The sequence below is a fragment of the Sulfitobacter sp. genome, assembly GCF_036960155.1.
Lineage (GTDB): Bacteria > Pseudomonadota > Alphaproteobacteria > Rhodobacterales > Rhodobacteraceae > Sulfitobacter.
Genome location: NZ_JBALWB010000004.1, coordinates 1 through 23,984, shown reverse-complemented (window position 1 = coordinate 23,984; position 23,984 = coordinate 1). Strand labels below are relative to the sequence as shown.

At 54.3% G+C, this 23,984-nt stretch carries 23 protein-coding genes; 12 read left to right on the top strand and 11 right to left on the bottom strand.

Annotation, left to right across the window (positions count from 1 at the left end; all coding sequences use genetic code 11):
* The first annotated feature begins 52 nt into the window (after positions 1-52).
* Positions 53-1,261: an FAD-dependent oxidoreductase gene (locus V7775_RS11535; RefSeq protein ID WP_335752049.1), complete on the top strand. Its 1,209-nt coding sequence runs from the start codon at positions 53-55 to the stop codon at positions 1,259-1,261.
* On the opposite strand, the gene V7775_RS11530 is transcribed toward V7775_RS11535, so the two are convergent.
* On the bottom strand, positions 1,262-1,732 hold the full coding sequence (locus tag V7775_RS11530; protein ID WP_335752048.1) for a DNA polymerase III subunit chi: 471 nt from the start codon (positions 1,730-1,732) through the stop codon (positions 1,262-1,264).
* 4 nt (positions 1,733-1,736) lie between these two features.
* A complete protein-coding gene (locus tag V7775_RS11525) occupies positions 1,737-3,212 on the bottom strand; it encodes a leucyl aminopeptidase (protein WP_335752047.1) in 1,476 nt (491 codons plus the stop codon).
* Between the two features lie 139 nt (positions 3,213-3,351).
* Between V7775_RS11525 and lptF the strand changes: the two genes are divergently transcribed.
* The 6 genes from lptF to rsmA are packed head-to-tail and all read left to right on the top strand — an operon-like array spanning position 3,352 to position 10,721.
* A complete protein-coding gene (gene lptF, locus V7775_RS11520; RefSeq protein WP_335752046.1) occupies positions 3,352-4,482 on the top strand; it encodes an LPS export ABC transporter permease LptF in 1,131 nt (376 codons plus the stop codon).
* Positions 4,479-5,576, top strand: coding sequence for an LPS export ABC transporter permease LptG (gene lptG / locus V7775_RS11515; RefSeq protein ID WP_335752045.1), 1,098 nt, complete (start codon positions 4,479-4,481; stop codon positions 5,574-5,576). Before lptF ends, lptG begins: the two co-directional genes overlap by 4 nt.
* Positions 5,577-7,718: an LPS-assembly protein LptD gene (locus V7775_RS11510; RefSeq protein ID WP_335752044.1), complete on the top strand. Its 2,142-nt coding sequence runs from the start codon at positions 5,577-5,579 to the stop codon at positions 7,716-7,718. It begins immediately after the preceding gene.
* The gene (locus V7775_RS11505) at positions 7,706-8,923 is read left to right on the top strand and encodes a peptidylprolyl isomerase (protein ID WP_335752043.1); all 1,218 of its coding nucleotides are present in this window, start codon (positions 7,706-7,708) and stop codon (positions 8,921-8,923) included. Before V7775_RS11510 ends, V7775_RS11505 begins: the two co-directional genes overlap by 13 nt.
* Positions 8,920-9,882, top strand: a complete 963-nt coding sequence (gene pdxA, locus V7775_RS11500; protein ID WP_335752042.1) for a 4-hydroxythreonine-4-phosphate dehydrogenase PdxA — start codon at positions 8,920-8,922, stop codon at positions 9,880-9,882. Before V7775_RS11505 ends, pdxA begins: the two co-directional genes overlap by 4 nt.
* On the top strand, positions 9,879-10,721 hold the full coding sequence (rsmA, locus tag V7775_RS11495) for a 16S rRNA (adenine(1518)-N(6)/adenine(1519)-N(6))-dimethyltransferase RsmA (protein WP_335752041.1): 843 nt from the start codon (positions 9,879-9,881) through the stop codon (positions 10,719-10,721). Before pdxA ends, rsmA begins: the two co-directional genes overlap by 4 nt.
* 80 nt (positions 10,722-10,801) lie before the next feature.
* Here the strand turns inward: rsmA and V7775_RS11490 are convergent, their stop codons facing one another.
* The 7 genes from V7775_RS11490 to V7775_RS11455 form a co-directional block, all read right to left on the bottom strand.
* Entirely contained in the window at positions 10,802-11,461 is a 660-nt protein-coding gene (locus V7775_RS11490) for a DUF4167 domain-containing protein (protein ID WP_335752040.1), read from the bottom strand.
* A 197-nt stretch (positions 11,462-11,658) separates the two neighbouring features.
* Entirely contained in the window at positions 11,659-12,492 is an 834-nt protein-coding gene (prmC, locus tag V7775_RS11485; protein WP_335752039.1) for a peptide chain release factor N(5)-glutamine methyltransferase, read from the bottom strand.
* Positions 12,492-13,541 carry a peptide chain release factor 1 gene (prfA, locus tag V7775_RS11480; protein ID WP_335752038.1) on the bottom strand — a complete coding sequence of 350 codons (1,050 nt, stop codon included), beginning with the start codon at positions 13,539-13,541 and terminating at the stop codon, positions 12,492-12,494. Before prfA ends, prmC begins: the two co-directional genes overlap by 1 nt.
* A gap of 303 nt (positions 13,542-13,844) precedes the next feature.
* Positions 13,845-14,258: a DUF1499 domain-containing protein gene (locus V7775_RS11470; protein WP_335752036.1), complete on the bottom strand. Its 414-nt coding sequence runs from the start codon at positions 14,256-14,258 to the stop codon at positions 13,845-13,847.
* 46 nt (positions 14,259-14,304) lie between these two features.
* Positions 14,305-15,252: an agmatinase gene (gene speB, locus V7775_RS11465; RefSeq protein ID WP_335752035.1), complete on the bottom strand. Its 948-nt coding sequence runs from the start codon at positions 15,250-15,252 to the stop codon at positions 14,305-14,307.
* Positions 15,249-16,214, bottom strand: a complete 966-nt coding sequence (speB, locus tag V7775_RS11460) for an agmatinase (RefSeq protein ID WP_335752034.1) — start codon at positions 16,212-16,214, stop codon at positions 15,249-15,251. The genes speB (V7775_RS11465) and speB (V7775_RS11460) overlap by 4 nt, the downstream gene beginning before the upstream one ends.
* On the bottom strand, positions 16,214-17,383 hold the full coding sequence (locus tag V7775_RS11455; RefSeq protein ID WP_335752033.1) for a M20 aminoacylase family protein: 1,170 nt from the start codon (positions 17,381-17,383) through the stop codon (positions 16,214-16,216). Before V7775_RS11455 ends, speB (V7775_RS11460) begins: the two co-directional genes overlap by 1 nt.
* Before the next feature lie 56 nt (positions 17,384-17,439).
* Between V7775_RS11455 and mazG the strand changes: the two genes are divergently transcribed.
* On the top strand, positions 17,440-18,279 hold the full coding sequence (gene mazG, locus V7775_RS11450) for a nucleoside triphosphate pyrophosphohydrolase (RefSeq protein ID WP_335752032.1): 840 nt from the start codon (positions 17,440-17,442) through the stop codon (positions 18,277-18,279).
* Here the strand turns inward: mazG and V7775_RS11445 are convergent.
* Positions 18,276-19,163 carry a hypothetical protein gene (locus V7775_RS11445; RefSeq protein ID WP_335752031.1) on the bottom strand — a complete coding sequence of 296 codons (888 nt, stop codon included), beginning with the start codon at positions 19,161-19,163 and terminating at the stop codon, positions 18,276-18,278. The two genes, mazG and V7775_RS11445, sit on opposite strands and share 4 nt — an antisense overlap.
* Positions 19,164-19,274: 111 nt before the next feature.
* On the opposite strand from V7775_RS11445, the gene V7775_RS11440 reads away from it, so the two are divergent.
* The 3 genes from V7775_RS11440 to V7775_RS11430 are packed head-to-tail and all read left to right on the top strand — an operon-like array spanning position 19,275 to position 22,083.
* A complete protein-coding gene (locus tag V7775_RS11440; protein ID WP_335752030.1) occupies positions 19,275-20,216 on the top strand; it encodes a nucleoside hydrolase in 942 nt (313 codons plus the stop codon).
* Positions 20,213-20,662 carry a GNAT family N-acetyltransferase gene (locus V7775_RS11435; RefSeq protein ID WP_335752029.1) on the top strand — a complete coding sequence of 150 codons (450 nt, stop codon included), beginning with the start codon at positions 20,213-20,215 and terminating at the stop codon, positions 20,660-20,662. Before V7775_RS11440 ends, V7775_RS11435 begins: the two co-directional genes overlap by 4 nt.
* Positions 20,663-20,673: 11 nt before the next feature.
* Positions 20,674-22,083: a protein adenylyltransferase SelO gene (locus V7775_RS11430; RefSeq protein ID WP_335752028.1), complete on the top strand. Its 1,410-nt coding sequence runs from the start codon at positions 20,674-20,676 to the stop codon at positions 22,081-22,083.
* Here the strand turns inward: V7775_RS11430 and V7775_RS11425 are convergent.
* Complete coding sequence (locus V7775_RS11425; RefSeq protein WP_335752027.1) at positions 22,080-22,967, bottom strand: DMT family transporter; 888 nt, start codon at positions 22,965-22,967, stop codon at positions 22,080-22,082. The genes V7775_RS11430 and V7775_RS11425 overlap by 4 nt on opposite strands.
* A 124-nt stretch (positions 22,968-23,091) precedes the next feature.
* On the opposite strand from V7775_RS11425, the gene V7775_RS11420 reads away from it, so the two are divergent.
* Complete coding sequence (locus V7775_RS11420; RefSeq protein ID WP_335752026.1) at positions 23,092-23,916, top strand: tellurite resistance TerB family protein; 825 nt, start codon at positions 23,092-23,094, stop codon at positions 23,914-23,916.
* Positions 23,917-23,984: the final 68 nt, after the last annotated feature.

Genomic DNA, 23,984 nt, shown 5'->3' with positions numbered 1-23,984 from the left:
GTTCATAGGGATGCCACCATTGTACATTGTGCAAAACGGACTGAGGTATTGAATGAAGATCGCGATTTGTGGCTGTGGTATCGGCGGTCTTTCTGCTGCAATTCTGGCCCATCGATACGGCTTTGATGTTACGGTATTTGATCAGTTTGACACGCCGGCCCCCGTTGGTTCAGGGCTGGTCATTCAACCGGTTGGCTTGCGCGTTTTAGAACAACTGGGTGCCGCAGATGCCGCGTTGGCAAAAGGTGCCAAAGGCTATCACATGATCGGTCACGAAGCCAAAAATGGCCGAACCATATTGGATGTATCATATGGCCCCAAGGGCGGTCCAAACTTTGGTCTGGGCATCCACCGTTCAAGCCTGTTTGGAGCGTTGCTGGATGTGGCCATTGATGAAGGCATTCGCATCACGACAAAACACCGTGTTCTGTCAACACAGCTCAAGGAGGACGCGCGCTATGTCTCTTTTGACAACGGTAAAACTGTTGGCCCCTTTGATCTGGTCATCGACACCACAGGGGCAAGCTCCACAATTAGTCAAATAAAATCAACACCCTTGCCCTACGGCGCAATCTGGGGAACAGTTGACTGGCCAGAAAATTGCACCCTACAATATGACCGCTTGCAGCAACGTTATCGCCGCGCGTCCAATATGATCGGTGTGTTGCCGATTGGAACGCTCCCCAATGATGACACACCCAAAGCGGCATTGTTTTGGTCCCTCCCGCGCACCCAGATTGACGCATGGCACAAGGCACCGATCGAACAATGGCGCGCGCAGGCAACTGCCCTTTGGCCCGAGCTAAAGCCATTTACCGATCAGATCACTGAACACAGCCAAATGACACCCGCGGTTTATACACATGGCAGTTTGCGCAAACCATTTGGCGAGCGGATTGTGCATATCGGCGATGCGGCACATCGCGCCAGCCCACAATTGGGACAAGGCGCAAACATGGCGTTGCTTGACGCTGCTGCATTGATTGAATGCCTGCGTCAGTTCCCTTTGAACCAAGCTCTAGAAAAATACGTTAAAACACGAAAATTACATACAAATACATATCAAATGATGAGCTGGGCATTTACCCCGATGTATCAATCCAACAGCCGCAGCTTGCCAATTTTGCGTGACTACGTTTTGGGGCCGCTTAGTAAAATCTATCCAGTGCCCGCTATACTGAGCAGCCTTGTCAAAGGCACATTAATCAACCCCATGAGAGGGCTTGCGCAGCCAACAGGACAACAGAGCGAAACACCCTGATCACGGGTTTGCTTTCGTCTCTGCCTTTTTCTCCCAACGGCCCGATTCCTCGGACCAATATTGCGCACTTACACCTGCGGCAGTTAGGGTTTTCCATTGCTTACGCGCATGGCCAAGGGCCTCTTCGTCATAGCCATCAAACAGGATACACACCCGCTCCATGGCCTCAACGTCTTGCACGCTCACCTCAGCCGAATGCACCACCATCACACATTGCGCATTGTTTGCATTGCCCTCTCCGAGACCTAGTAAAACGGGTTGCGCGACGTCCTGCGGGCCGCCCTCTAAACCGTGGGGTAGAAAACTATCTTCGGGGCCCATCCACAATGCCGCGTCCAATGCCTCCAGCCCTGCGCGCTCGGTGCCTCGCACCGAAACGCGCCAGCCAGCAGCCAGCGATTTATCAACCAGCATGCGCAACGTATCGACCAATGGCCGCTGCGTCAGGTGGTAGAACATCACTGCTCCCATAGGTTCACTCCGCCTCGTAATTGTCTGCGATCAAACGATTTAGAGATGCAACACCCCAGCCAGTTGCACCCACAGGTGCCAATGCAGTTTCAGATTTAACTGATGCCACGCCAGCGATATCGAGGTGAATCCAAGGGCAGTCTTCTTTTACAAACCGCTGCAGGAATTGCGCGGCTGTGATTGCGCCAGCTGGCCGTCCACCAACGTTCTTCATATCTGCGATCCGGCTTTTGAGTTGCGCGTCATAGCCCGCACCCAGTGGCATGCGCCATGCGCCTTCGCCCTCAGCTTCAGCAGCTTTGAGGAAATCGTTACAGAATGACGTATTGTTGGAAAATACACCTGCGTTCTCATGACCCAAACCAATGATAATCGCACCCGTCAGTGTGGCCAGATCAATCATTGCAGTGGGTTTGTACTTTTCTTGCGCATACCACATCACGTCACACAGAACCAAACGGCCTTCCGCATCTGTGTTGATGTTCTCAACTGTGTCGCCCTTCATGGTCGTGACCACATCCCCCGGGCGTGTCGCTTTGCCAGATGGCATGTTTTCGACGATACCTACGATGCCTACAACGTTCGCCTTGGCGCCGCGCAGCGCCAATGTGCGCATCACACCAGCCACAACAGCAGAACCGCCCATATCCATGGTCATGTCTTCCATGCCTGCGCCGGGTTTCAGTGAAATACCGCCTGTGTCAAACACAACACCTTTACCAACCAGTGCCAAAGGTGCTGCATCTTTTTCACCACCATCCCAACGCATCGCAACAACATACGAGGGGCTGTCCGACCCCTGACCAACAGACAAAAGTGTTCGCATTCCTAATGTTGTGAGTGCATCCTCATCCAAAACCTCGACTTTTAAGCCAAGACTTTCCATCTCTTTGAGACGCTCAGCGTAATTAGTAGTGGTCAGCACATTTGCAGGCTCGTTCGTTAAATCGCGGCACATATGTGCACCATCTGCGACGGCCAACAACGGCGCACAAGCCGCTTCCAAATCGGCAGGTTTATTGTGAACAACCTTTACAGCACCGCTGCGCGTGCTGTCCGCGCTTTTATGAGGTTCAAACGCATAGTCTCGCATCGCAAGACCAAAGACGATCTCTTCGGCGCGCCGGATCAACGCACAAAGCACCAGCAGGTCGCCTTTACCGCCGCGTGCCTTTGCCAAGGCTGCGCCAGCTTTGCGCGCTAGTATGCTTTTTGCTGCACGTTCCAAACGGATCACATCCAAACCGTCTGCTTTCATCCCCGCAGGATATCCAAGGCTGACAATGTCACCCTCTTTCATCTTGGCCCATTTATCACTTTCGACCAAGCGCGCCAACGCTCCCTTGGTCAGCCTGTTCACGCGACGCGCAGATTGATCCAGCTTACCCTCGCCATCCACAAATACGGCCACACGACCCTCATGTGCCGCGATTGCATCCAAATCGGTCTCTGCAAATGTGAATGAAGTGAGTGTGCTCATGGGACGTGCCTTTTTGCTATGTGTTGCCATAGACCTACCGTGCTGATGCCGCCGTGACCAGATATGAGTTTTCCCCCCTCGCGGTTTGAGGTAATGTTCCATCAATCGCCAAAAGAGCACATCAACAGGAGGGAATCGGGTGGCAAAGTTTGACCGCTATATGCTGTCGCAGCTGCTGGTTCTATTTGGATTCTTCGCGCTTGTTTTGGTTGCGATTTTCTGGATTAACCGCGCAGTTGTATTGTTTGACCGCCTCATCGGAGACGGGCAGACAGCCATTGTTTTCCTAGAGTTTACGGCCCTTGGCCTGCCAAAGCTTATTGCAACAGTCCTGCCTATCGCAGCCTTTGCTGCGGCAGTTTATGTGACCAACCGCATGACAACAGATAGCGAGCTTATTGTTCTTCAGGCAACGGGCACGGGACCATGGCGCATGGCCCGTCCTGTTCTGGTGTTTGGGGTCTGTATTGCGCTGGCCATGGCAATACTTAGCAACTTTCTAGTGCCCATGGCCCAATCCCAGCTAGAGGAGCGTGAGCAGGAAATCGCACAAAACGTCACCGCTCGGCTTCTGACAGAAGGTACATTCCTGCATCCTTCAAAGCAGATCACCTTCTACACACGTTTGATTGATGCGGACGGCGTTCTGCGTGACGTGTTTTTGTCAGACCGCCGCAACCCAGACACTGGCATCATCTATACCGCCGCCGAAGCCTATATTGTACGCAACGGTGATGCGACCACACTCATTATGGTAGATGGCCTTGCCCAACGGCTAGAGCAGGATGGTTTGCGGCTCGCCACTGCAAAATTTGCTGACTTTTCCTTTGATATTTCTGGCCTCGTAAGCAGTGACATTGAACGCGAACTCAAACTTGACAATACAATCACGACAAACCTTTTGACAGACTGGGCAAGCCTTTCTGAACGCTCGGGCCGCTCGCTTGGATCTGTCGCAGAAGAACTGCACACTCGGTTTGCACAGCCATTGTTCTGCATTGTTGCAGCGTTGATTGGTTTTACAACATTGCTGGTTGGCGGGTTTTCCCGCTTTGGAGTCTGGCGCGAGATTGTGATAGCCTTCGGCCTATTGATCATACTGGACGGGACACGCGGATCTCTTACAACACAGGTGAGCAATAATGCGTCCATGTGGCCGTTGCTCTATTTACCGTCCCTCATCGGAGCCATCATCGCCTCCTTTATGTTGCTACACGCCGCACATCCCAGCTGGTGGGCTCGGCTCAAACGGCGTAGGGCAACCACATGATATTACACCTTTACTTTGCCCGCCGTTTTGCCATGTGCTTTTTATTCATCACGGCAATCCTGTTTACACTGATCGCCCTTACCAGCTTACTTGAAGAGACACGTCGCGGGTATGCAGACACGGTAACTTTTGGGAATCTGCTCGCTTTGACATTGCTGGATGTTCCCCAGAAAATTAACCTGATCCTGCCGCTGAACATGGTTTTGGCGACTGTTGTGCTTTTCCTTGGCATGGCGCGTTCGTCAGAGATGGTTGTCACCCGTGCCTCTGGCCGCTCAGCGTTGAAAACATTGATGTCGCCCGTATTTGTCGCGTTTCTGATCGGCCTTATGGTTGTGGGTATGTTCAACCCAATTGTTGCAGCAACATCCAAACGCTACGAGCAGGTCTCAAACGGGTATCAAAATGGCGGCGCGTCCACTCTTTCAATCTCCGAAGAGGGGCTGTGGTTGCGTCAAGGAACAGATGAAGGTCAAACAGTGATCCGCGCATGGCGTTCCAACAATGATGGTTCGGTTTTGTACGATGTGACATTTATCTCCTATGATCCCGGTGGCGGCCCGATCCGTCGCATTGAGGCGCAAAGTGCGGCCTTGGGACCAGACGGCTGGCATCTTAGGGATGCGAAATCATGGCCACTAGAAGTGGGTGTTAATGCCGAAGGCAACGCACAGGTTCACGACAGCTTGGCACTCCCCTCCACTCTTACGCTGGACCGTATTCGTGACAGTTTTGGTAAAGCGGGTGCAATATCCATTTACGATCTGCCTGCCTTTATTAAACAGCTCGAATATTCAGGCTTTTCTCCACGCCGTCATAAGGTCTGGTTGCAGATAGAACTGGCGCGTCCGCTGTTCCTAATTGGGATGGTTCTGGTTGCGAGCGCGTTCACCATGCGCCATACCAGATCAGGAGGCACAGGCATTGCCGTCCTCTCTGCAGTTTTGTTGGGGTTTGGTTTGTATTTCATCCGCAGTTTCGCACAAATCCTTGGTGAAAATGGCCAAATACCTGTGTTGCTTGCTGCATGGGCGCCCCCGATCGCCGCAATTATGTTGGCCCTCGGTTTGATTTTACAACGTGAGGATGGCTAAGTGATCCGGCTGCTATCTCTCCTGATCCTTGTATTGATGCCTTTGCGCGCAATCGCCCAAGAGCAACCAGCCGCCCTATTGGTAGCTGATGAGCTATATATTACCCGCGACCGTGAATTGGTGGCCTCTGGCAATGTTGAGGCCTTTCAAAACGGTATTCGTCTAAGTGCCAGCGCCATTCGCTATAACCAAGAAACAGGTTCCCTATCTATTGAGGGTCCGATCACCCTCACCGAGGGTGAAGGCACTGTTATTCTAGCCAATGCTGCGGAGCTGGATTCGGACCTGCGCAATGGTATCCTCAAAGGCGCGCGTTTGGTGTTGAACCAACAGTTACAACTGGCTGCTGTGCAAATTGACCGCGTTGATGGCCGCTACAACCAACTTTATAAAACTGCTGTGACGTCTTGTCGTGTCTGCGATGACGGGACGCCGCCACTTTGGCAAATCCGCGCCAAACGCGTGATCCACGATGAACTCGAACAACAGCTCTATTTTGACGAAGCGCAATTCCTGATTGGTCGCATGCCCGTGTTCTGGTTGCCGCGTTTGCGCCTGCCCGGTCCAACAGTTAAACGTGCAACCGGATTTTTGGTGCCCTCCATCCGCTCGACCTCCAGTCTGGGTGTTGGGTTGAAAATTCCATATTTCATCAAGCTCAGCGAAAAACGTGACGTGACGTTGACACCTTACTTGTCTAGTTCAACAAAAACGCTCGAACTTAGATACCGTCAGGCCTATCGCAATGGCCGGATTCAGGTTGATGCCGCCGTCACCCGTGATGATCTGCGCCCGTCTGAAACACGGGGTTATCTGTTTGCCAACGGCCTGTTTGCCCTGCCCAATGATTTTGTGCTGAACTTCGCAATCGAAACGGTCAGCGATGACGGCTACCTAGATAATTACGGCTATTCCGACGCTGACCGCCTGCGCTCTGAACTCACCATCAGCCGTGCGCGCCGTGATGAATATATCCGCGCTAGTTTCTACAACTTCAAATCCTTGCGCGATGACGAAGTAAACGAAACCCTGCCTACCCTTGTTTTAGACGGCGAATACGAGCGTCGCTTTTTCCCACTTACTTTGGGTGGCGAGGTTCGCACACGTCTAGAGGCCCACAGCCATACCCGTACATCTAGCTTGTCGTCCGATAGCGATGATGCGGATGACGTTGTAGATGGCCGTGATGTTGTCCGTCTAAATGCCGAAATCAATTGGCTGCACAGTTTTATTTTACGCGGCGGAGTGCGCACAGATACCAATGTAGGTCTTGCCTTTAACAGCTTCAGCATCAGTCAAGACGACACAACCGAAGACGACCCAACCGAGCTGACGCCCTATGCAGCAATCACTCTGCGCTATCCCCTAACCAAAACAACCGCTTCAGGCGTTAGCCATGTGTTGGAACCAGTGGTGCAACTAAGCTGGACTGGCGGAGACCGTTTGGCCATTCCAAACGAGGAAAGCACCCGTGTGGAATATGATCAGGGCAATCTGCTGAGCATGTCGCGGTTTCCACGTGCAGACCGGCGTGAACGCGGTGGCATGGCTGCAATCGGAGTTGGCTGGTCACGGTTCGACCCAAAAGGATGGGATGCACAGGTGATCGCGGGTCAAGTGTTCCGTCAGGACAATGATACATCTTTTTCTACTACATCAGGCCTCAACACGTTGTCCTCTGATCTGTTGTTGGCTGGTCAGCTTAGCTCAGACAATGGCATCATCTTGACGGGCCGCAGCCTGTTCGAAAACGACTTTTCCCTATCAAAAGCAGAATTCCGCGGGGACTATGCGTTTAAACGGGGCCGCATTGGCGGCTCATACGTCTGGCTTCAAGAAGATGCCGACGAAGACAGAGACAGTGAAGTATCAGAGTTCGCCCTAGAAGGTAGTTATGAGGTCAACTCGTTTTGGACTGCCTCTGCTGACTGGCGATATGACACTGAATCAGACCGCGCCTCGACGGCGGGCTTCGGCTTGCGGTACGAAAACGAATGCGTAACACTCGATCTTACGGTCGAGCGCAGCTATACCAGCTCAACAAGCGTTGAGCCTTCAACAGATTTCGGATTAAATATCGGTCTGCGGGGTTTTTCCGCAGATACCGGAACAGAAAGATACGTTCGCTCATGTTCAAACTAAATACTTCCCTCGCCGCCTTTGGCCTGATTGCTGTTCTTGCGGGGCCAGTTGGCGCGCAAAACCTTTTTGCACCAGTGGCATCTATAAATGACAGCGTCGTCACAGAATTCGAAGTGCAGCAGCGTGTGCGTTTCCTTCAGATTCTCAATGCAAGTGGCGCAAGCCGCTCAGCGGCAATCGAAAGCCTGATCAATGAACGACTGCGCGGCGAAGCCATTCGCGATGCGGGGCTGAACCTGTCAGAGGAAGGTATCAACGCCGCCCTCGAAGAATTTGCAAGCCGCGCAAACCTGACCCGCGCCGAGTTCACTGCTGCATTGGCTAGCTCTGGCGTCGAAAAAGAAACCTACCGCGATTTTGTCCTCAACGGCATCGCTTGGCGTGATCTGATCCGCGCAAGGTTTGGTTCACGTGTCAGCGTCTCAGAAGCAGAGATCGACCGCGCGTTATCCTCCCAGGGTTCAGGCGGTTCCAACATCCGCGTACTGGTATCTGAGATCATTATCCCTGCGCCTCCACCTCAGGCGGCACGCGTGGCTGCCGTGGCGGAAAAAATTGCGGAAAGCAGTACTGCTGCCGAATTTTCCAACTACGCACGCAAATACTCTGCCACAGCGACACGCGCTGCAGGTGGCCGCCTGCCGTGGCAAGCGCTCAGCGACCTGCCGCCTGCGCTACAGCCACTGATGCTCGCCCTTTCTCCCGGTGAAGTGACACAACCGCTGAATATTCCAAACGCAGTAGCCCTGTTCCAGTTGCGCGACATTGAGGAAACTGGAAAACCGTCCAAAACCTATTCTGCTGTGGAATATGCCGCATATTATATGACTGGCGGTCGCTCACCAGAGACCTTGCAGCAGGCTGCAAATCTCAAAACCCAAGTAGACGTCTGCGATGACCTTTATGCCTTTGCCAAAGGTCAGCCCGAAGGCGTTCTGGAGCGCGAAGTGCTTCCTCCTGCTAAGCTCCCAAATGACTTTGCCATCGAACTTAGCAAATTGGACGAAGGCGAAGTATCAACTGCGCTTACCCGCTCTGAGGGACAGGCACTGGTCTTCTTGATGTTATGCGGTCGTACAGCCGAGCAAAACGCCGAAGCAAGCCGCGAAGATGTAGCAAGCTCAATTCGCCAGCGTCGTTTGTCCGGTTTTGCCGACAGCTTTCTGTCGGAACTGCGCTCCGAAGCTCGCATTAACATAAAATGAAACCTATCGTACTGACCTGCGGCGAACCCGCAGGCATAGGCCCTGAAATTGCCGCCCAAGCATGGGCGGCATTGGCCGACCGCGTTCCAATGATGTGGCTGGGTGATCCGCGCCATTTGCCAGCCGGAACACCGCATGAAGTGATCACAAAGCCTGAACAAGCCGCTGAGCTCAGCAATAGGGTCCTTCCTGTATTACGACATGCCTTTTCTGGTGGCGCGACTGCAGGCATCCCTGATCCTGAAAATGCCATTGGTGTCATTGAGGTGATCGCGCGCGCTGTTGAGCTGGTTCAATCCGGTGATGCATCTGCCATATGCACGGCACCCATCCACAAAAAGGCCCTTAAAGATGGCGCAAATTTCGCCTATCCGGGCCATACCGAATATCTGGCGGCACTTGCTGGCCAAGATGACGTAGTCATGATGCTCGCCTCAGAACAGCTCCGTGTTGTGCCCGCAACCATTCACATCGCCCTTGCTGATGTACCAGCCACCCTGACTCCTGCGCTGCTGCGCCGCACAATCGAGATTACACACCAAGGTCTAAAACAGCAATTCGGCATTCCTGAACCGCGTATCGCGATCAGCGGGTTAAACCCGCATTCAGGCGAAGGGGGTGCGATGGGCACCGAGGAACTAGATTGGATCAACGCCCTCGTCAGCGACATGCAAACCGAGGGCTATTCCCTGCGCGGCCCGATGCCCGCTGACACCATGTTTCACGCCGCCGCACGCGCAGGCTATGACGCTGCAATTGCCATGTATCACGATCAGGCATTGATCCCGATCAAGACGCTCGACTTTGACAAAGGTGTAAATGTCACCCTTGGACTGCCCTTCATCCGCACGTCTCCCGATCACGGGACCGCATTTGACATCGCAGGCAAAGGCATCGCCAACCCCTCCAGCATGATCGAGGCTATTCTTATGGCGCACCGCATGGCCTTATCCACATGAGCACCATCGACAATCTCCCGCCCCTTCGCCAAGTGATCACCGATCACGAGCTACAGGCTCGTAAATCATTGGGGCAGAACTTTTTACTGGACCTCAATCTCACGGCAAAAATCGCCCGTCAGGCGGGTGATTTAACGCAATGTGACGTGCTTGAGATTGGCCCCGGCCCTGGTGGTCTAACGCGCGGACTGCTTTCTGAGGGTGCGCGCCGCGTGCTGGCGATCGAAAAAGACTCCCGCTGCATGCCTGCTTTGGCTGAAATCGCCGCAGCCTATCCCGATCGCTTGCAAGTGATTGAGGGTGACGCGCTAGAGATTGATCCGCTTGCGTATCTCACGCCGCCCATCCGTGTGGCTGCAAACCTGCCCTATAACATCGGGACCGAATTATTGGTTCGCTGGCTCACGCCACCACAATGGCCACCGTATTGGCAAAGCCTCACCTTGATGTTCCAGCGCGAAGTCGCGGAGCGCATTGTGGCAACGCCCGGCTCAAAGGCCTACGGGCGCCTCGCGCTGCTGGCCCAATGGCGCGCAGACGCTAAAATCGTGATCAACCTACCTCCCGAAGCCTTCACGCCTCCCCCAAAAGTATCGAGTGCAGTTGTGCATCTAACAGCCCTGCCCGAGCCTAGATTTCCTGCGGATGCTGCGATCTTATCTCGCACAGTGGCCGCCGCGTTTAACCAACGCCGCAAGATGCTGCGCGCAGCGTTAAAAGGCACCGCGCCTGACATCGAAGACCGCTTGATTGCGGCGGGCCTTAAACCAACGGACCGTGCAGAACAGATCTCGCTTGAGGGGTTCTGTGCCTTGGCGCGTGAGATCGCCAAGCGCTAGGATACGCGGGGCCTGTCACGACGGGCAAACATCATGCATCCTGAAACGAAAAAGGCCCCGCATTGCGAGGCCTTTTCCTATTATTCTGCAGCTTCTGGCTGATCGCCATCGCCTTCCGATTTGGGGGCCTCAGTGGCCTCCACTTTCGGCTTTGGTTTGCGTCGTGGTGCACGGCGCGTTTTTGGTTTGCTCTCTGGTGTTTCGACCAAGGCGCTTTTTTCTTCGGCTTCCGCTACAGGCTCAACAACTTGAACTGGCGCAACTGGTTGGGCCTGCTCAGAAGGATCAACCTGCTGCTGCTGCGGCGCTGGCTGCACCGGAGCATGTTGCTGCTGTTGTTGTGGCGCGGGTTGCGCCGCAACTTGTTGCTGTACATCGGCTTGATGTTGCGCGTCGCGTTCCTGACGCTCAACACGCTCACGATCACGTTCGGCCTGACGCTCACGGTTCTGGCGTTCTTGCTCTTCGCGCTTGGAGTCTTGTTCTTTTTGAGCTTCCGACAGAAGGCGCATATAGTGCTCAGCATGCTGCTGGAAGTTTTCCATCGCAACACGGTCGTTGCTCAGCTGTGCGTCACGCGCCAGCTGGTTATATTTCTCGATCACCTGAGTGGGTGTGCCGCGCACTTTTCCCTCAGGACCCGAGCTGTCAAACACACGGTTGACAACGTTGCCGCCCTGATTGCCACCACTACGGCTACGGTTATTTTTGTTACGCGAACGCGATCTTTGAGGTTTCATAGAGGAAGGCAGCCTTTTGGTGCTGATATTCGTTCTGACCGAGAGTGCGAAAACTGAACCCTGCCGGTACGTGATGATGTTGGGCATAATGCCGCGCGGGACCACAATTAGAATTCACCGCTGCAACTTCTAATTTATACCCTTCTCTGCACCTTCGGGGCAAGAGGTAATAGCGTCTAAATACATCAAAATATCAACTATGCAGGGTTTTGAGCGCGCAGAACGCGGTCGCGCCCATCCAGATCAGGAAGAATCGTTACATCTGCCCACCCTGCTTCGATAAATATCGCACGCACGGCATCGCCTTGCTTCCAACCGATCTCGGCCAACACGCGCCCTTGCGCGGTAAGATAGCCCTGCGCCTGCTCGGCAATCACGCGGTACACGCTGAGGCCGTCTGCCCCATCCGTCAACGCCATCTCTGGCTCATGCAGTGCCAACTCAGGGGCGACATCGCCCATTTCTTCTTTGGCTAGGTAGGGAGGGTTGCTGACAATCAGGTCATAGCGCCCTTCAACCTGAGCAAACCAATCTGATTGCGTGACCTGAGCGCGCTCTGCCACACCGTGCAACACGGCATTAGCACTGGCTTGCAAACACGCACCCTCGGATAGATCAACAGCAACACCTGTGGCCTCAACCCGCTCAGCCAAAAGCGTCACAAGGATACACCCCGATCCGGTCCCAAGGTCTAAAACCCGTTCAAACGGGGCACCAAGTGCCGCCTCAATCAGGCTTTCGGTTTCGGGGCGTGGGTCCAGCACTTCGCGGCTGATCTTGAAACCACGGCCGTAAAATGCGCGCTCTCCGACCAAATGGGATACGGGTACACGCACAGCACGCAGTGCAATCAGATGCTCGTAGCGTTCTGAAATTTCTGGCGCGATTTCTTCGGGGGCGATTAAGGTAATGCGCGACGCGTCTACGCTGGCGGCATGGGCCAATAGCAATCGCGCATCGCGTGCAGGATCAGGCACTCCAGCAGCGCGCAGGCGCGCCGTGGCAGTCGCCATCGCCACAGCCGCGGTCATCACTGGCCCATCTCCGCCAGCATTTGTGCCTGTGCATCCGCAGTCAGCGCATCAACGATTTCGTCCAGATCCCCCTGCATCACCGCATCCAGCTTATACAGTGTGAGGTTAATCCGGTGATCGGTCATACGCCCTTGGGGGAAGTTATAGGTTCTGATCCGCTCAGAACGATCGCCACTTCCAACCTGCGATGCACGACTATCAGAGCGTTCAGAATCGATGCGCTGACGCTCTGCGTCATATAGACGGGTCTTGAGCACTTGCATCGCGATCTCACGGTTGCGGTGTTGGGATTTCTCAGAGCTGGTCACAACGATACCGGACGGAATATGCGTAATCCGAACAGCGGAATCCGTGGTGTTCACGTGCTGCCCACCTGCCCCTGAGGATCGATAGGTATCAATGCGAATATCCGTAGTGGCGATCTGGATATCAACGTCTTCGGCCTCAGGCAGCACGGCAACTGTCGCCGCAGAGGTGTGAATACGCCCGCCGCTTTCGGTGCTGGGCACACGTTGCACGCGGTGCACGCCGCTTTCGTATTTCAATCGCGCAAACACGTTTTCACCTGTGATATGCGCGACAACTTCTTTGATACCGCCCAACTCAGTTGACTGTTCTTCGATCAGCTCAACCTTCCAGCCGCGTGCATCCGCATAACGGTGGTACATGCGCAGTAAATCAGCGGCAAACAGCGCTGCCTCATCACCGCCAGTGCCAGGCCTGATTTCAAGCATCGCAGGACGCGCGTCGGCCTCATCCTTTGGCAAAAGCGCCAGTTGCAACGAGGCCTCGGCCGCAGGCAGTGCGCTTTCAATCTCGTAAATCTCTTCGCGGGCCAGCTCTTTCATGTCGGGATCAGCCAACATCTCCTGAGCGCCCTCAAGGTTCTCAAGTAAGGTGCGATAGGCGTTAATTTCTTCGACCACGGGGCGCAAATCACTATACTCTTTTGCGAGTTTAGAAATGTCGCCACCAGCAGTGGACATAGCCGCTTCGAGGTACTCGAAACGGGCGTTAATCTGGGCAAGGCGGTCCATTGGTATCATCCGATTGGAAGTGACGGATCAAAGCACTTTGGTCAAGGGCCGCAATATGTTATGCTTCTTGGTATGAAACACCTTGCTCTTAGCCTTTTACTGCTGCCGTTTGGGGCGCAGGCTGATGTACAAACCCCTCAGGGGCGCACAATTGATTGCTACTGCACCGATACTAGCGGAGCGCGCATTGAGTTAGGCGAAACGATTTGCTTGCAGGTTGATGGCCGTATGTTCATGGCGCAATGCCAAATGTCATTGAACGTGCCCATGTGGCGAGAAACCCAAGAAGGCTGTATGACCTCTCAGAATAAGTTACCCTTTAGTCCGTTTGGCGCGGACGTTCTCGATCAGCCTGTCCAGACGTTTGCCATTCACCCCAAGGTCTGAACGCCCGAACCGCAGCCGCGCATAAAGTTTGATCTGATCGCCGTCCTGCTCGATTGTAGTGTAATCTGGAAAACCTATCAATTTTGAACGTGTGATGTAGGTCAAGCGACCCTCCGTAACACTACCCGCAACCAACTCAGTGCGCTCAAGTGCCAGCATCCCTTGGTGAAGATCAGACAACAGATCCGAGGAGGCAGGAATAACCCGTGCAGACCATCCTTCGCCATTTGTACTTTCGGCGTCTCCGATGGGTTTGTGCCAACGTGCCACATCAGTGGAAGCAAACCGGATGAATCCAAATCCCGCTATCGCGGCCAATACCAATACAGTCCAGATCATCATACGCACCTTTGTTTACAACACCTCTTTGCCCCCTGCGGGACAATTACCTGTACGCAACTCCTGGCAGCACGCACAACAGTTCATATAGCAAATTCGCTGCAGTTAACGCGGTGTTCCCAGATTGGTCATAAGGAGGAGACACCTCAACAAGGTCACATCCCACAATATTGAGCCCCTTAAGCCCCCGTATCAGCTCCAATGCCTGCGGCGTTGTCAGCCCGCCAATCTCTGGCGTGCCAGTACCCGGAGCATATGCCGGATCAAGGCTGTCGATATCATAGGTCACGTAGGTTGGCGTATCCCCGATGTCGCGGCGAATTTCGCCAGCAAGCTGAGACAAGCTACGGTTCCACAACTCTTCAGCAGGCCATTGCTGAAAACCCCACCCTGTGGCTTCTGAAAAATCAGTACTGGCATAACCCGTGCCCCGTATCCCTATTTGATACGTCTTTTCTGGGCGAATTAGCCCTTCTTCATAGGCGCGGCGAAAGACCGTGCCGTGGGTTTCTTTTTCGCCAAACATGTGGTCATTGACGTCTGCATGCGCATCAACATGTACCAGCGCCACAGGCCCGTGGCGTTTGGCCATCGCACGCAGGATTGGCAAGGTAATTGAGTGATCACCCCCCATCGCGATTGGCATCGCATCTGACATTAGGATTTGATCGTAACTCTCTTTGATAATTGACAAACTATCACTTAGAGAAAACGTGTTGATCGCAAGATCACCAATGTCAGCCACCTGCAAACTGTCAAAGGGCGCCGCACCAGTCGCAAGGTTATAGGGCCGTAACATCGCGCTTTCTGCTCTGATCTGTTTAGGCCCAAACCGTGTACCTGAACGCCACGATGTCCCGATGTCCATCGGGATGCCCAATACAGCTACATCAAGGCCCTTAAGGTCGTTGACAGCTGGAAGCCTCATAAAGGTTCCCGGTCCGGAAAATCGCGCTAGTTCGTTGCCGCCAATGGGTTGGTTCTTTTTAGTCATGTTTTTCGCATCCTTGCCCCCAAGAGGCAGCATATTTCCGTAGCGACATGCGCGCCAGCAATGGCGGTCGCTCCTGTTGTATCAAATGGCGGGGACACTTCAACAATGTCGCCACCCTGAATGTTTATTCCGGCCAGATCACGCAGCATTGCCGCGGCCTGCCAGCTCGTCAGCCCACCCCAGACAGGTGTTCCCGTACCGGGCGCAAAGGCCGGATCAAGCGCATCGATATCAAAGGTTAGATAGACAGGATTGTCACCCAGCACAGCTTTGATCTTTTCAACTGCTGCTGCTGTGCCACGCTCGTGTACTTCGCGCGCATCAATAGTGGTGACGCCCATGGTATCATCGTTATGCGTCCGAATGCCTACCTGCACCGAAGTTGCTGGATCAACATAGCCCAGCTTGATCGCCTTATAGAACATAGTGCCGTGGTCGATCCGCTCCATGTCATCATCGGGCCATGTGTCAGAATGTGCATCAAAATGAAGCAGGCTCATCGGGCCAAACTTTTCGGCGTATGCTTTGAGGATTGGGAAACTAATGTAGTGATCCCCGCCCAAACACACGCTGGCAGCACCTGTCTCTAGGATGCCTTTGATATGGCGCGTTAAAGTGGATGGAAATTCAGACACTTGCGCGTAATCAAAGGCCAGATCGCCGTAATCTGCGATGGCGAATTCGCTCATCACGTCAAAATCCCACCCATAGGGCTGATCATAGGGTTGTAGGCTGCTCGCCTCGCGGATTGCGCGAGGGCCCATGCGCGTACCAGTGCGGTTGGTGACCGCCTGATCAAATGGCACACCCGTAATCGCAATATCCACACCTGTCAGGTCTTTGGTATATTTACGCCGCAAGAACGAAGTCGCCCCACCAAACGCATTTTCAAAGCTTGGACCTTTTAGGTCATCACGTGTAAACGCCTGATCTACTTGAGTCTTTGCATCCTCTAGCGCCATTATTTACCTCCGACAGGCTGCGCTGTCTCAACCATCCGCACAAAGAACGACGCTCCAATCGGCGAGACTTCATCGTTATAGTTGAACTTGGGGTGGTGCAGGCCCGCGCCCTCACCTGCGCCAAGGAACAAATAGGCGCCCGGACGTTCCTCAAGCATATAGGCGAAATCTTCGGCACCAGCGACCTTAGGGGCATTTGCGTCAACATTGGCATCACCGACAACTTCGCGCGCAACCTGAGCTGCAAACTCGGTCTGCGCTTCGGTATTTACGGTTGCGGGGTAACCGATTTCATAATCCAGCTCTGCCTCAACACCGTAGCTTGCCGCTTGGCCCGCTACGATCTCACGCATGCGTTTTTGGATCAATTCATGGGTGTCTTTGTCAAACGTCCGGACGGTGCCATTAATCATTGCACTATCAGGAATGATGTTGCTGGCCGATCCGGTGTGGATTTGCGTAACAGAAATTACCCTTTCCTGACCGGAATGCGTATTGCGGCTGATGATCGTCTGGATCGCCTGAACGATGCCACAAGCAGCCACAACGGGGTCCGCTGTTTCATGGGGCATTGCACCGTGGCCGCCGCGCCCCTTGATCTGAATGGTAAAGCTGTCCACGGCTGCCATAATCGGCCCAGGTGTCGTGTGGAACGTCCCAAACTCAGCACCGGGAAAGTTGTGGATGCCGTACACTTCGGCAATGTCGAAACGGTCCATCATGCCCTCTTGGCACATGACTTGCGCCCCTCCGCCCTCTTCTTCGGCCGGTTGAAAGATCAGCGCAACCCGTCCGGAAAAATTACGCGTCTCAATCAGGTATTTCGCTGCACCCAATAACATAGACGTGTGCCCGTCATGGCCACATGCGTGCATCTTGCCCGGATGGGTCGACGCGTATTCAACGCCAGTTTCTTCTTCAATGGGCAGCGCATCAAAATCTGCGCGTAACCCAATTGTACGTCCCTCGCCGGTGCCATTGATGATCGCCACAATACCTGTCTGCGCGATGCCATCGTGGATTTCATCAACGCCGAACTCTTCCAGCCGCTCTTTTATGAATGCCGCTGTTTTTGGGCAATCAAAGCTAAGTTCTGGAATGGTATGCAAATGGCGACGCCATGTTGTCATGTCTGGTGCAATATCGGCGATCCGGTTGATAATCGGCATGGGTGGACTCCTGTGATCTGTTGTCCTTATCTGACACCACAGCGAGAGGACCCGCAATGGCAGACGTCTTGATAAATGCAGACACCCTGATAAATGACGAAAACGCAGGCATCGAGCGCCTGTTAGAAATCATGCGCCGCTTGCGTGATCCAAAAACAGGCTGCCCGTGGGACATTGAGCAGGATTTTGACACCATCGCGCCCTACACGATTGAGGAAGCCTATGAGGTCGCCGATGCAATCGAGCGGCGCGACTGGCCAGAACTTGAAGGTGAGTTGGGCGATCTGCTGCTCCAGTCGGTCTATCACACCGCGATAGGTGAAGAGCAGGGATTGTTTTCCTTTCAATCAGTTGTACGCAATATTTCAAACAAGATGGTCGCGCGTCACCCCCATGTTTTCGGCGATGAAAACCGCGAAAAATCAGCAGAACAACAAACCGCAGATTGGGAGGCGATCAAAGCCACAGAGCGCGCAGGCAAGGAACAAAAAGGCGCACTGGACGGTGTGGCCGTTGGCCTACCATCCTTGCTGCGCGCTTATAAGCTGCAAAAACGTGCCGCGCGTGTTGGGTTTGACTGGCCTGACACAGGCGAAGTTATCGCCAAAATCGCTGAAGAAGCGGAAGAGCTGGTAGAAGCCCGTGACACCCTGACAGAGACCGAACAATTCGAAGAGTACGGCGATCTGGTGTTTGTCATGGCCAACCTTGGCCGCCATCTAGGGATCGAGCCCGAGGCCGCCCTGCGCGCTGCAAACGCCAAATTCACCCGCCGCTTTGAAGGGGTTGAGGCCAAGCTGAAAGAGCTGGGTAAAACACCTGATCAAAGCGATCTGGCAGAAATGGACGGACTATGGGATGCCGTCAAACGCGATGAAAAAGCCGAGAAAACCTAACGCAACAACATCACTGCTGGCATTTTGGCAATCTCGTCTAGGTGCTCTTGGTAGCGCCCTTCCAATATTCTGGTCTGGCGTTTGGTGAATTCAGACACGCCGCGCAATTCCTTGTCATCACGGTGTTCTGCGATGATCTTCTGCCACGCTTCACGCTCTAACGTCTCACCTGCTTGATATCGCTCTTGCAACGCAATCAGTGCTGCGTCCGTGGCAGAGTGGTTCATCCGCCGTGCAGGTTCTCGTAATGGCGCCCCTGCTAACTCGGGCACCAACATTCCCATGATGTCGACGCTACGCCCACGACGGCTGTAATCAATCACAACCAAATCCTGCACCTTGAGATGTTTAAAGATCAGGCGCACCAAATCGGGCCAACCGCGGTCCATATTCAACATATTTTGGCGGCCTTCATCAAAGGATGGTGATTTATTATCCTCTGCCCGCTTGCGATACGCTGAGATGAATAATCCAGTATATTCCCGCACGACCAAAACGGCACGTAACACTGGTGCACGCGCAGCTGCAGCCAGTGTTTGCAAACGAACCTCAGCGGCAGGATAAAACTGCCCGGCAGGAAAATGGATCATCCGACCGGGGATATTTTCCTCAGACAGGATCATCGCGTGACTTTCCGGAGTGGCAAAGCGTTGCAGCTCCGTTGTGGCACCGGGTAAAAACTCGGTTTCCCACTTCCCCATATTGCGCGGGTGCGGCAACCTTAGCTTTAACTCGCCCTGCGGGATGTCATCGCGGCCGGGATAGGCAATATCGTATCCGGCCTGCGTGAGCAGTTCACGATTCTCCGAAAGCATCATCTGAAACGATGAAGTGCCCGTGCGGTGCGCACCCAAATGCACATAAAGTGGTTTTCCCTGCGTCATACCCAAACGCTTACATAATCAGCGCCCCCTAGCGCAAGCACCCCCTGTAACGCTGGACAAGCGTGACGCGCCTTGCGAATGTGCAAAAAACTCACGTCCAAGGATAGAGCCATGCCTGCGCGCAAGATTATTATTGATACAGACCCCGGCCAAGACGACGCTGTTGCGATCCTGCTTGCCCTCGCCAGTCCTGAGGACATTGAGGTTCTGGGCATTACCTGTGTGGCGGGCAACGTGCCGCTGCCGCTGACCACCAAGAACGCGCGCATCATCTGTGAATTGGCAGGCTTTCCACAGATGCAGGTTTTCGCCGGATGTGATCGCCCCTTGGGCCGTGAGCTGGTAACGGCCGAACACGTGCACGGCAAGACAGGCCTTGATGGGCCAACACTGCCTGATCCCACCATGCCAATGGCTGAAGGCCATGCTGTTGATTTCATCATTGATCAATTGCGCACATATGCGCCCGGCACGGTTACGCTGTGTCCGCTTGGCCCGCTCACCAATATCGCAACTGCTCTGCAAAAAGCCCCCGACATCGCCAGCCGCATCGCCAAGATCGTCCTGATGGGTGGTGGGTATTTTGAGGGTGGAAACATCACCCCTACGGCTGAATTTAACATCTACGTTGACCCACAGGCTGCTGATATTGTGTTTAAATCTGGCGCACCCATTGTTGTGATGCCCCTTGATGTGACGCACAAGGCCCTGGTGACCAAACCACGCAACGATGCCTTTCGAGCAATCGGCACACCTGCCGGAATTGCAGTTGCCCAAATGACCGATTTCTTTGAACGCTTTGACAAGGAAAAGTACGGCTCAACCGGTGCGCCGCTGCATGATCCATGTGTCACTGCCTACATGATCCGCCCCGATCTGTTCAAAGGCCGCCACATCAACGTGGAAATCGAAACATCCTCAGAACTCACCATGGGCATGACAGTGGCCGATTGGTGGGGCGTGACCGACCGTGAACCCAATGCCACCTTCATGGGTGATCTGGATGCAGATGGTTTCTTTGATCTGCTAACCGAACGTCTGGCCCGTTTGTGAGCGCGGCACTCACTCTTGGTGGTCCCGACCATCTTGAAAAATTGCTGGCTCTCGTGGCCTCGTTTCACGTCGAAGAAGGCATTTCCTCAACCGAGGAAGACCGCCGCGCTGGCGTCGGGCCGTTATTGGACGGCATCCCGTATGGTTGTGCTTACCTGATTGGGCCGCCGCGTGCCCCCATCGGTTATATGGTGATTACCTTTGCGTGGTCTGTTGAATATGGCGGTTTGGACGGCACGATTGACGAGCTATATATCCGCCCCGGTGTGCGCGGACGCGGTATTGCATCCGAGGCGCTCATTGCGTTGCCGCGTGCACTTGCAGGCGGCGGATTGCGGGCGATCCATTTGGAAGTTGATAAAACTAACGAAAAGGCACTGAAATTGTACCGCCGCGCTGGTTTCGAGGCCAGAGATAACTATTACTTCATGTCCAAGCGCCTGTAGCGGAGAACGCCATGCACATTCCATTCGACAACAGCTATGCGGCCCTGCCTGACACCTTTTATACACGTGTCAATCCTACCTCTGTTAAAGCCCCCAAGCTATTGGCGTTTAATAAAAATCTGGCAGATGAGCTTGGTATATCCGCGCCTGACATGGATCAAGTACAGCGCGTTTTTGCAGGTAATGAAGTACCCCAATATGCTGATCCCCTTGCGCAACTTTATTCTGGTCATCAGTTTGGAAATTACAACGCTCAACTCGGCGATGGACGCGCGATCCTCTTGGGAGAAGTAATAGATTCCAATAATTTACGACGTGACATTCAACTAAAAGGTTCCGGCCGCACGCCCTATTCACGGGGCGGTGACGGGCGTGCGTGGCTGGGCCCAGTCCTGCGCGAATACGTCATCTCGGAGGCGATGCATGCGCTTGGCGTGCCCACAACCCGCGCACTGGCTGCTGTGGCAACTGGCGAAGACATCCTGCGTGAACAAGGCATGCTGCCCGGTGCTATCCTAACCAGAGTTGCCTCTAGCCACCTGCGTGTGGGCACATTTCAGGTTTTTGCCCACCGCGGACAAACGGCAGAGCTAAAAACGCTGACAGAATATGCAATTGCACGCCACTACCCCGATGCAAACGGCCCCATGGGCCTGCTGCGCGCTGTTTGCGCAAAACAAGCGGAACTTATCGCCGCATGGATGTCTGTTGGGTTTATCCACGGTGTGATGAACACGGATAACTGCTCGATCTCGGGAGAGACCATTGATTATGGCCCCTGCGCATTTACGGATGACTTCCACATGGGACGCGTGTTTTCCAGCATCGATCAGCAGGCCCGTTATGCCTATGGCAACCAGCCCAACATGGCGATGTGGAACATGGCGCAATTGGCCACCGCGCTGGTCCAGTTACTGGACGACAAAGACGCCGCTGTGGAAGAAGCAACAGCAATCATTCATGCAATGCCCGACCAAATCGAGGCAGAGTGGCTCAAGCGGTTCGCGGCCAAGATAGGCATTTCTGATCCCGAAGTAGAAGACACTGATCTGATCCAAGGTCTGTTGAACCTAATGCAAGAAGACGGCGCTGATTTCACCAACACCTTCCGCGCGCTCTCGACTCCGAACGCGCGCGATCAGTTCACCGACCGTGCAGCATTTGATGCTTGGGCGCAGAACCACGCAGCACGCACCGCCTCTGTGCCGGACGCCACAGCGACGATGAACGCTGCCAACCCAGCCGTGATCCCGCGCAATCACCGGGTTGAGCAGATGATCCAAGCGGCAACAGCAGGTGACATGGCCCCGTTTGAGAGATTGATGAAGGCATTTGCAGCGCCCTACTCCCTTGATGATAGTGACCTTGCCAAACCGCCAACTCGCGCGGAAATTATTCCGGCGACGTTCTGCGGAACTTAAGTTTTGCGCGGTCGGCGATTGATCAATGTGATCCCGACCGCAACCATCACCAGTGCCAGCCAGATTGATGGCGCGATCTCTTCGCCAAGTAAAAGCCAGCCCAACAAAACCGACGCCACGGGTGAAATGAAGCTGAAAGACGCAACCGAATTGGCCGGATATTGCTTCATCAGCCAAAACCAAAACAAAAAGCCAAGGCTGGCAACCCCAATGATCTGAAACGCCATGCCAGCAAGGTGGATCAACTGAATGTCCCGCAATAGCGGCCCAAACAATGGTGCCAACAGCAGCAAGATCGGCGCAGATACAACCACCTGAGAAATCAACTGCTGCTCGGGCGGTACATCGGCCAATGGCGTAACACGTACCAACAGCGCAATCCCAGCCCAACTCAACGCAGATAGCAACGCAAGCAAATCACCTGTCCAGCTCACGTGGCCGCCACTGCGATCTGACAGCGCCACAACAACGCCCGAAAACGCCAACGCGAGGCCCAACGCCTTGCGCGGTGTCAGCCGTTCATCTGGCAGTAGGACGGTGCTGGCCAAGGCCAGCCACAGCGGCATGGAGTAAAAGATTACTGCGGAACGGCTAACCGTTGTCAGATCAAGCGCATTATAAAGGCACAAAAATTCAAACGCGAACAACAGCCCGGATGCCAGTGCCCATGGCAGCGCAACCCGTGGAATGCGAAAAGATACACCGCGTAGATACATCCACAGCAAAAGCACCAACACAGCGCCAGCTGAGCGTACCCCAGCCGCGAAAACGGGGTTAAAACCACCGCCCGTTACTTTGATCACAACTTGATTGAAGGCCAGATGCACTGCAAATGCTGTCAAAGCCGCGGCGCCAAAGGCGTCCATTTCTGTTTTACGTTCCATACCTTACCAAGCCCCGCAGGGCGCAGGAATGTCAATGCAGCCAGACAATGTGTTTTCCCCGAATATAACGCACAAAAATATGCCATGCTTTGCAACAGATGAATCAACTTAGGGGAGCTCGTCCATGAGCCTAATGAAAACACTGGCCAAAGTGGCCCTAGGCGTGGCTGTAGCCAAAGGCGCTGGCGCAATGATGAAGCGCAACCAGCAAGGCGGCACATCACAAGCAGGCGGCTTGGGCGGTTTACTTGGTAGTTTGACGGGCGGCACGGCTGCGGCGGGCGGCGCTGGCGGGCTTCAGGATATGCTGGGTGGCCTTTTGGGCGGCGGCACAACTGCGGGCGGCGTCGGGTCTGGCGGCTTGGGTGGCTTGCTAGAGAGCCTTGGCGGCGCGCAAGGTGCTACAACAAGTTCACAAGGTGGCCTTGGCGGTTTGCTGGGTGGGCTTGCGGGCGCGGCAGGTGCCGGTGGCCTTCTTGGTAGCCTTGGTGGCGCGTTGGGCAATGCCCCTGCTCAAAGCAATGAAAGCTTTGGTGCGGTTCTCAACTCTCAGTTTGACCAAACGCCAGAGCCGGCAATCGCCCCGTCTCAGGATCAGGAAGCAGCAGCAGCGCTGATGCTGACCGCCATGATCCAAGCCGCAAAATCGGATGGTACATTTGATGACGCCGAGAAGGAAAAGCTGCTGGGTCAACTGGGTGAAGTAGACGCTGAAGAGGCCGCCTTTGTTCAGGCGCAACTTCAAGCGCCTGTTGATGTGGACGGCCTTGTCGCAAACACGCCCCAAGGTATGGGGCAGCAGGTATACGCAATGAGCGTGATGGCCATCGATCTGGATAGCGGCGACGAAGCGCAATACCTACACAAACTGGCAAGCGCCTATGGTTTACAACCACAGCAGATCAACGAAATCCACGCCCAGCTTGGTGTGGCATCGCTTTACACCTAAAACCAAACGAATTGACATGAAAAAGGGTCCCCCGAAGGCCCAGCCCCTGACAGTAAATGTTAAAAAAT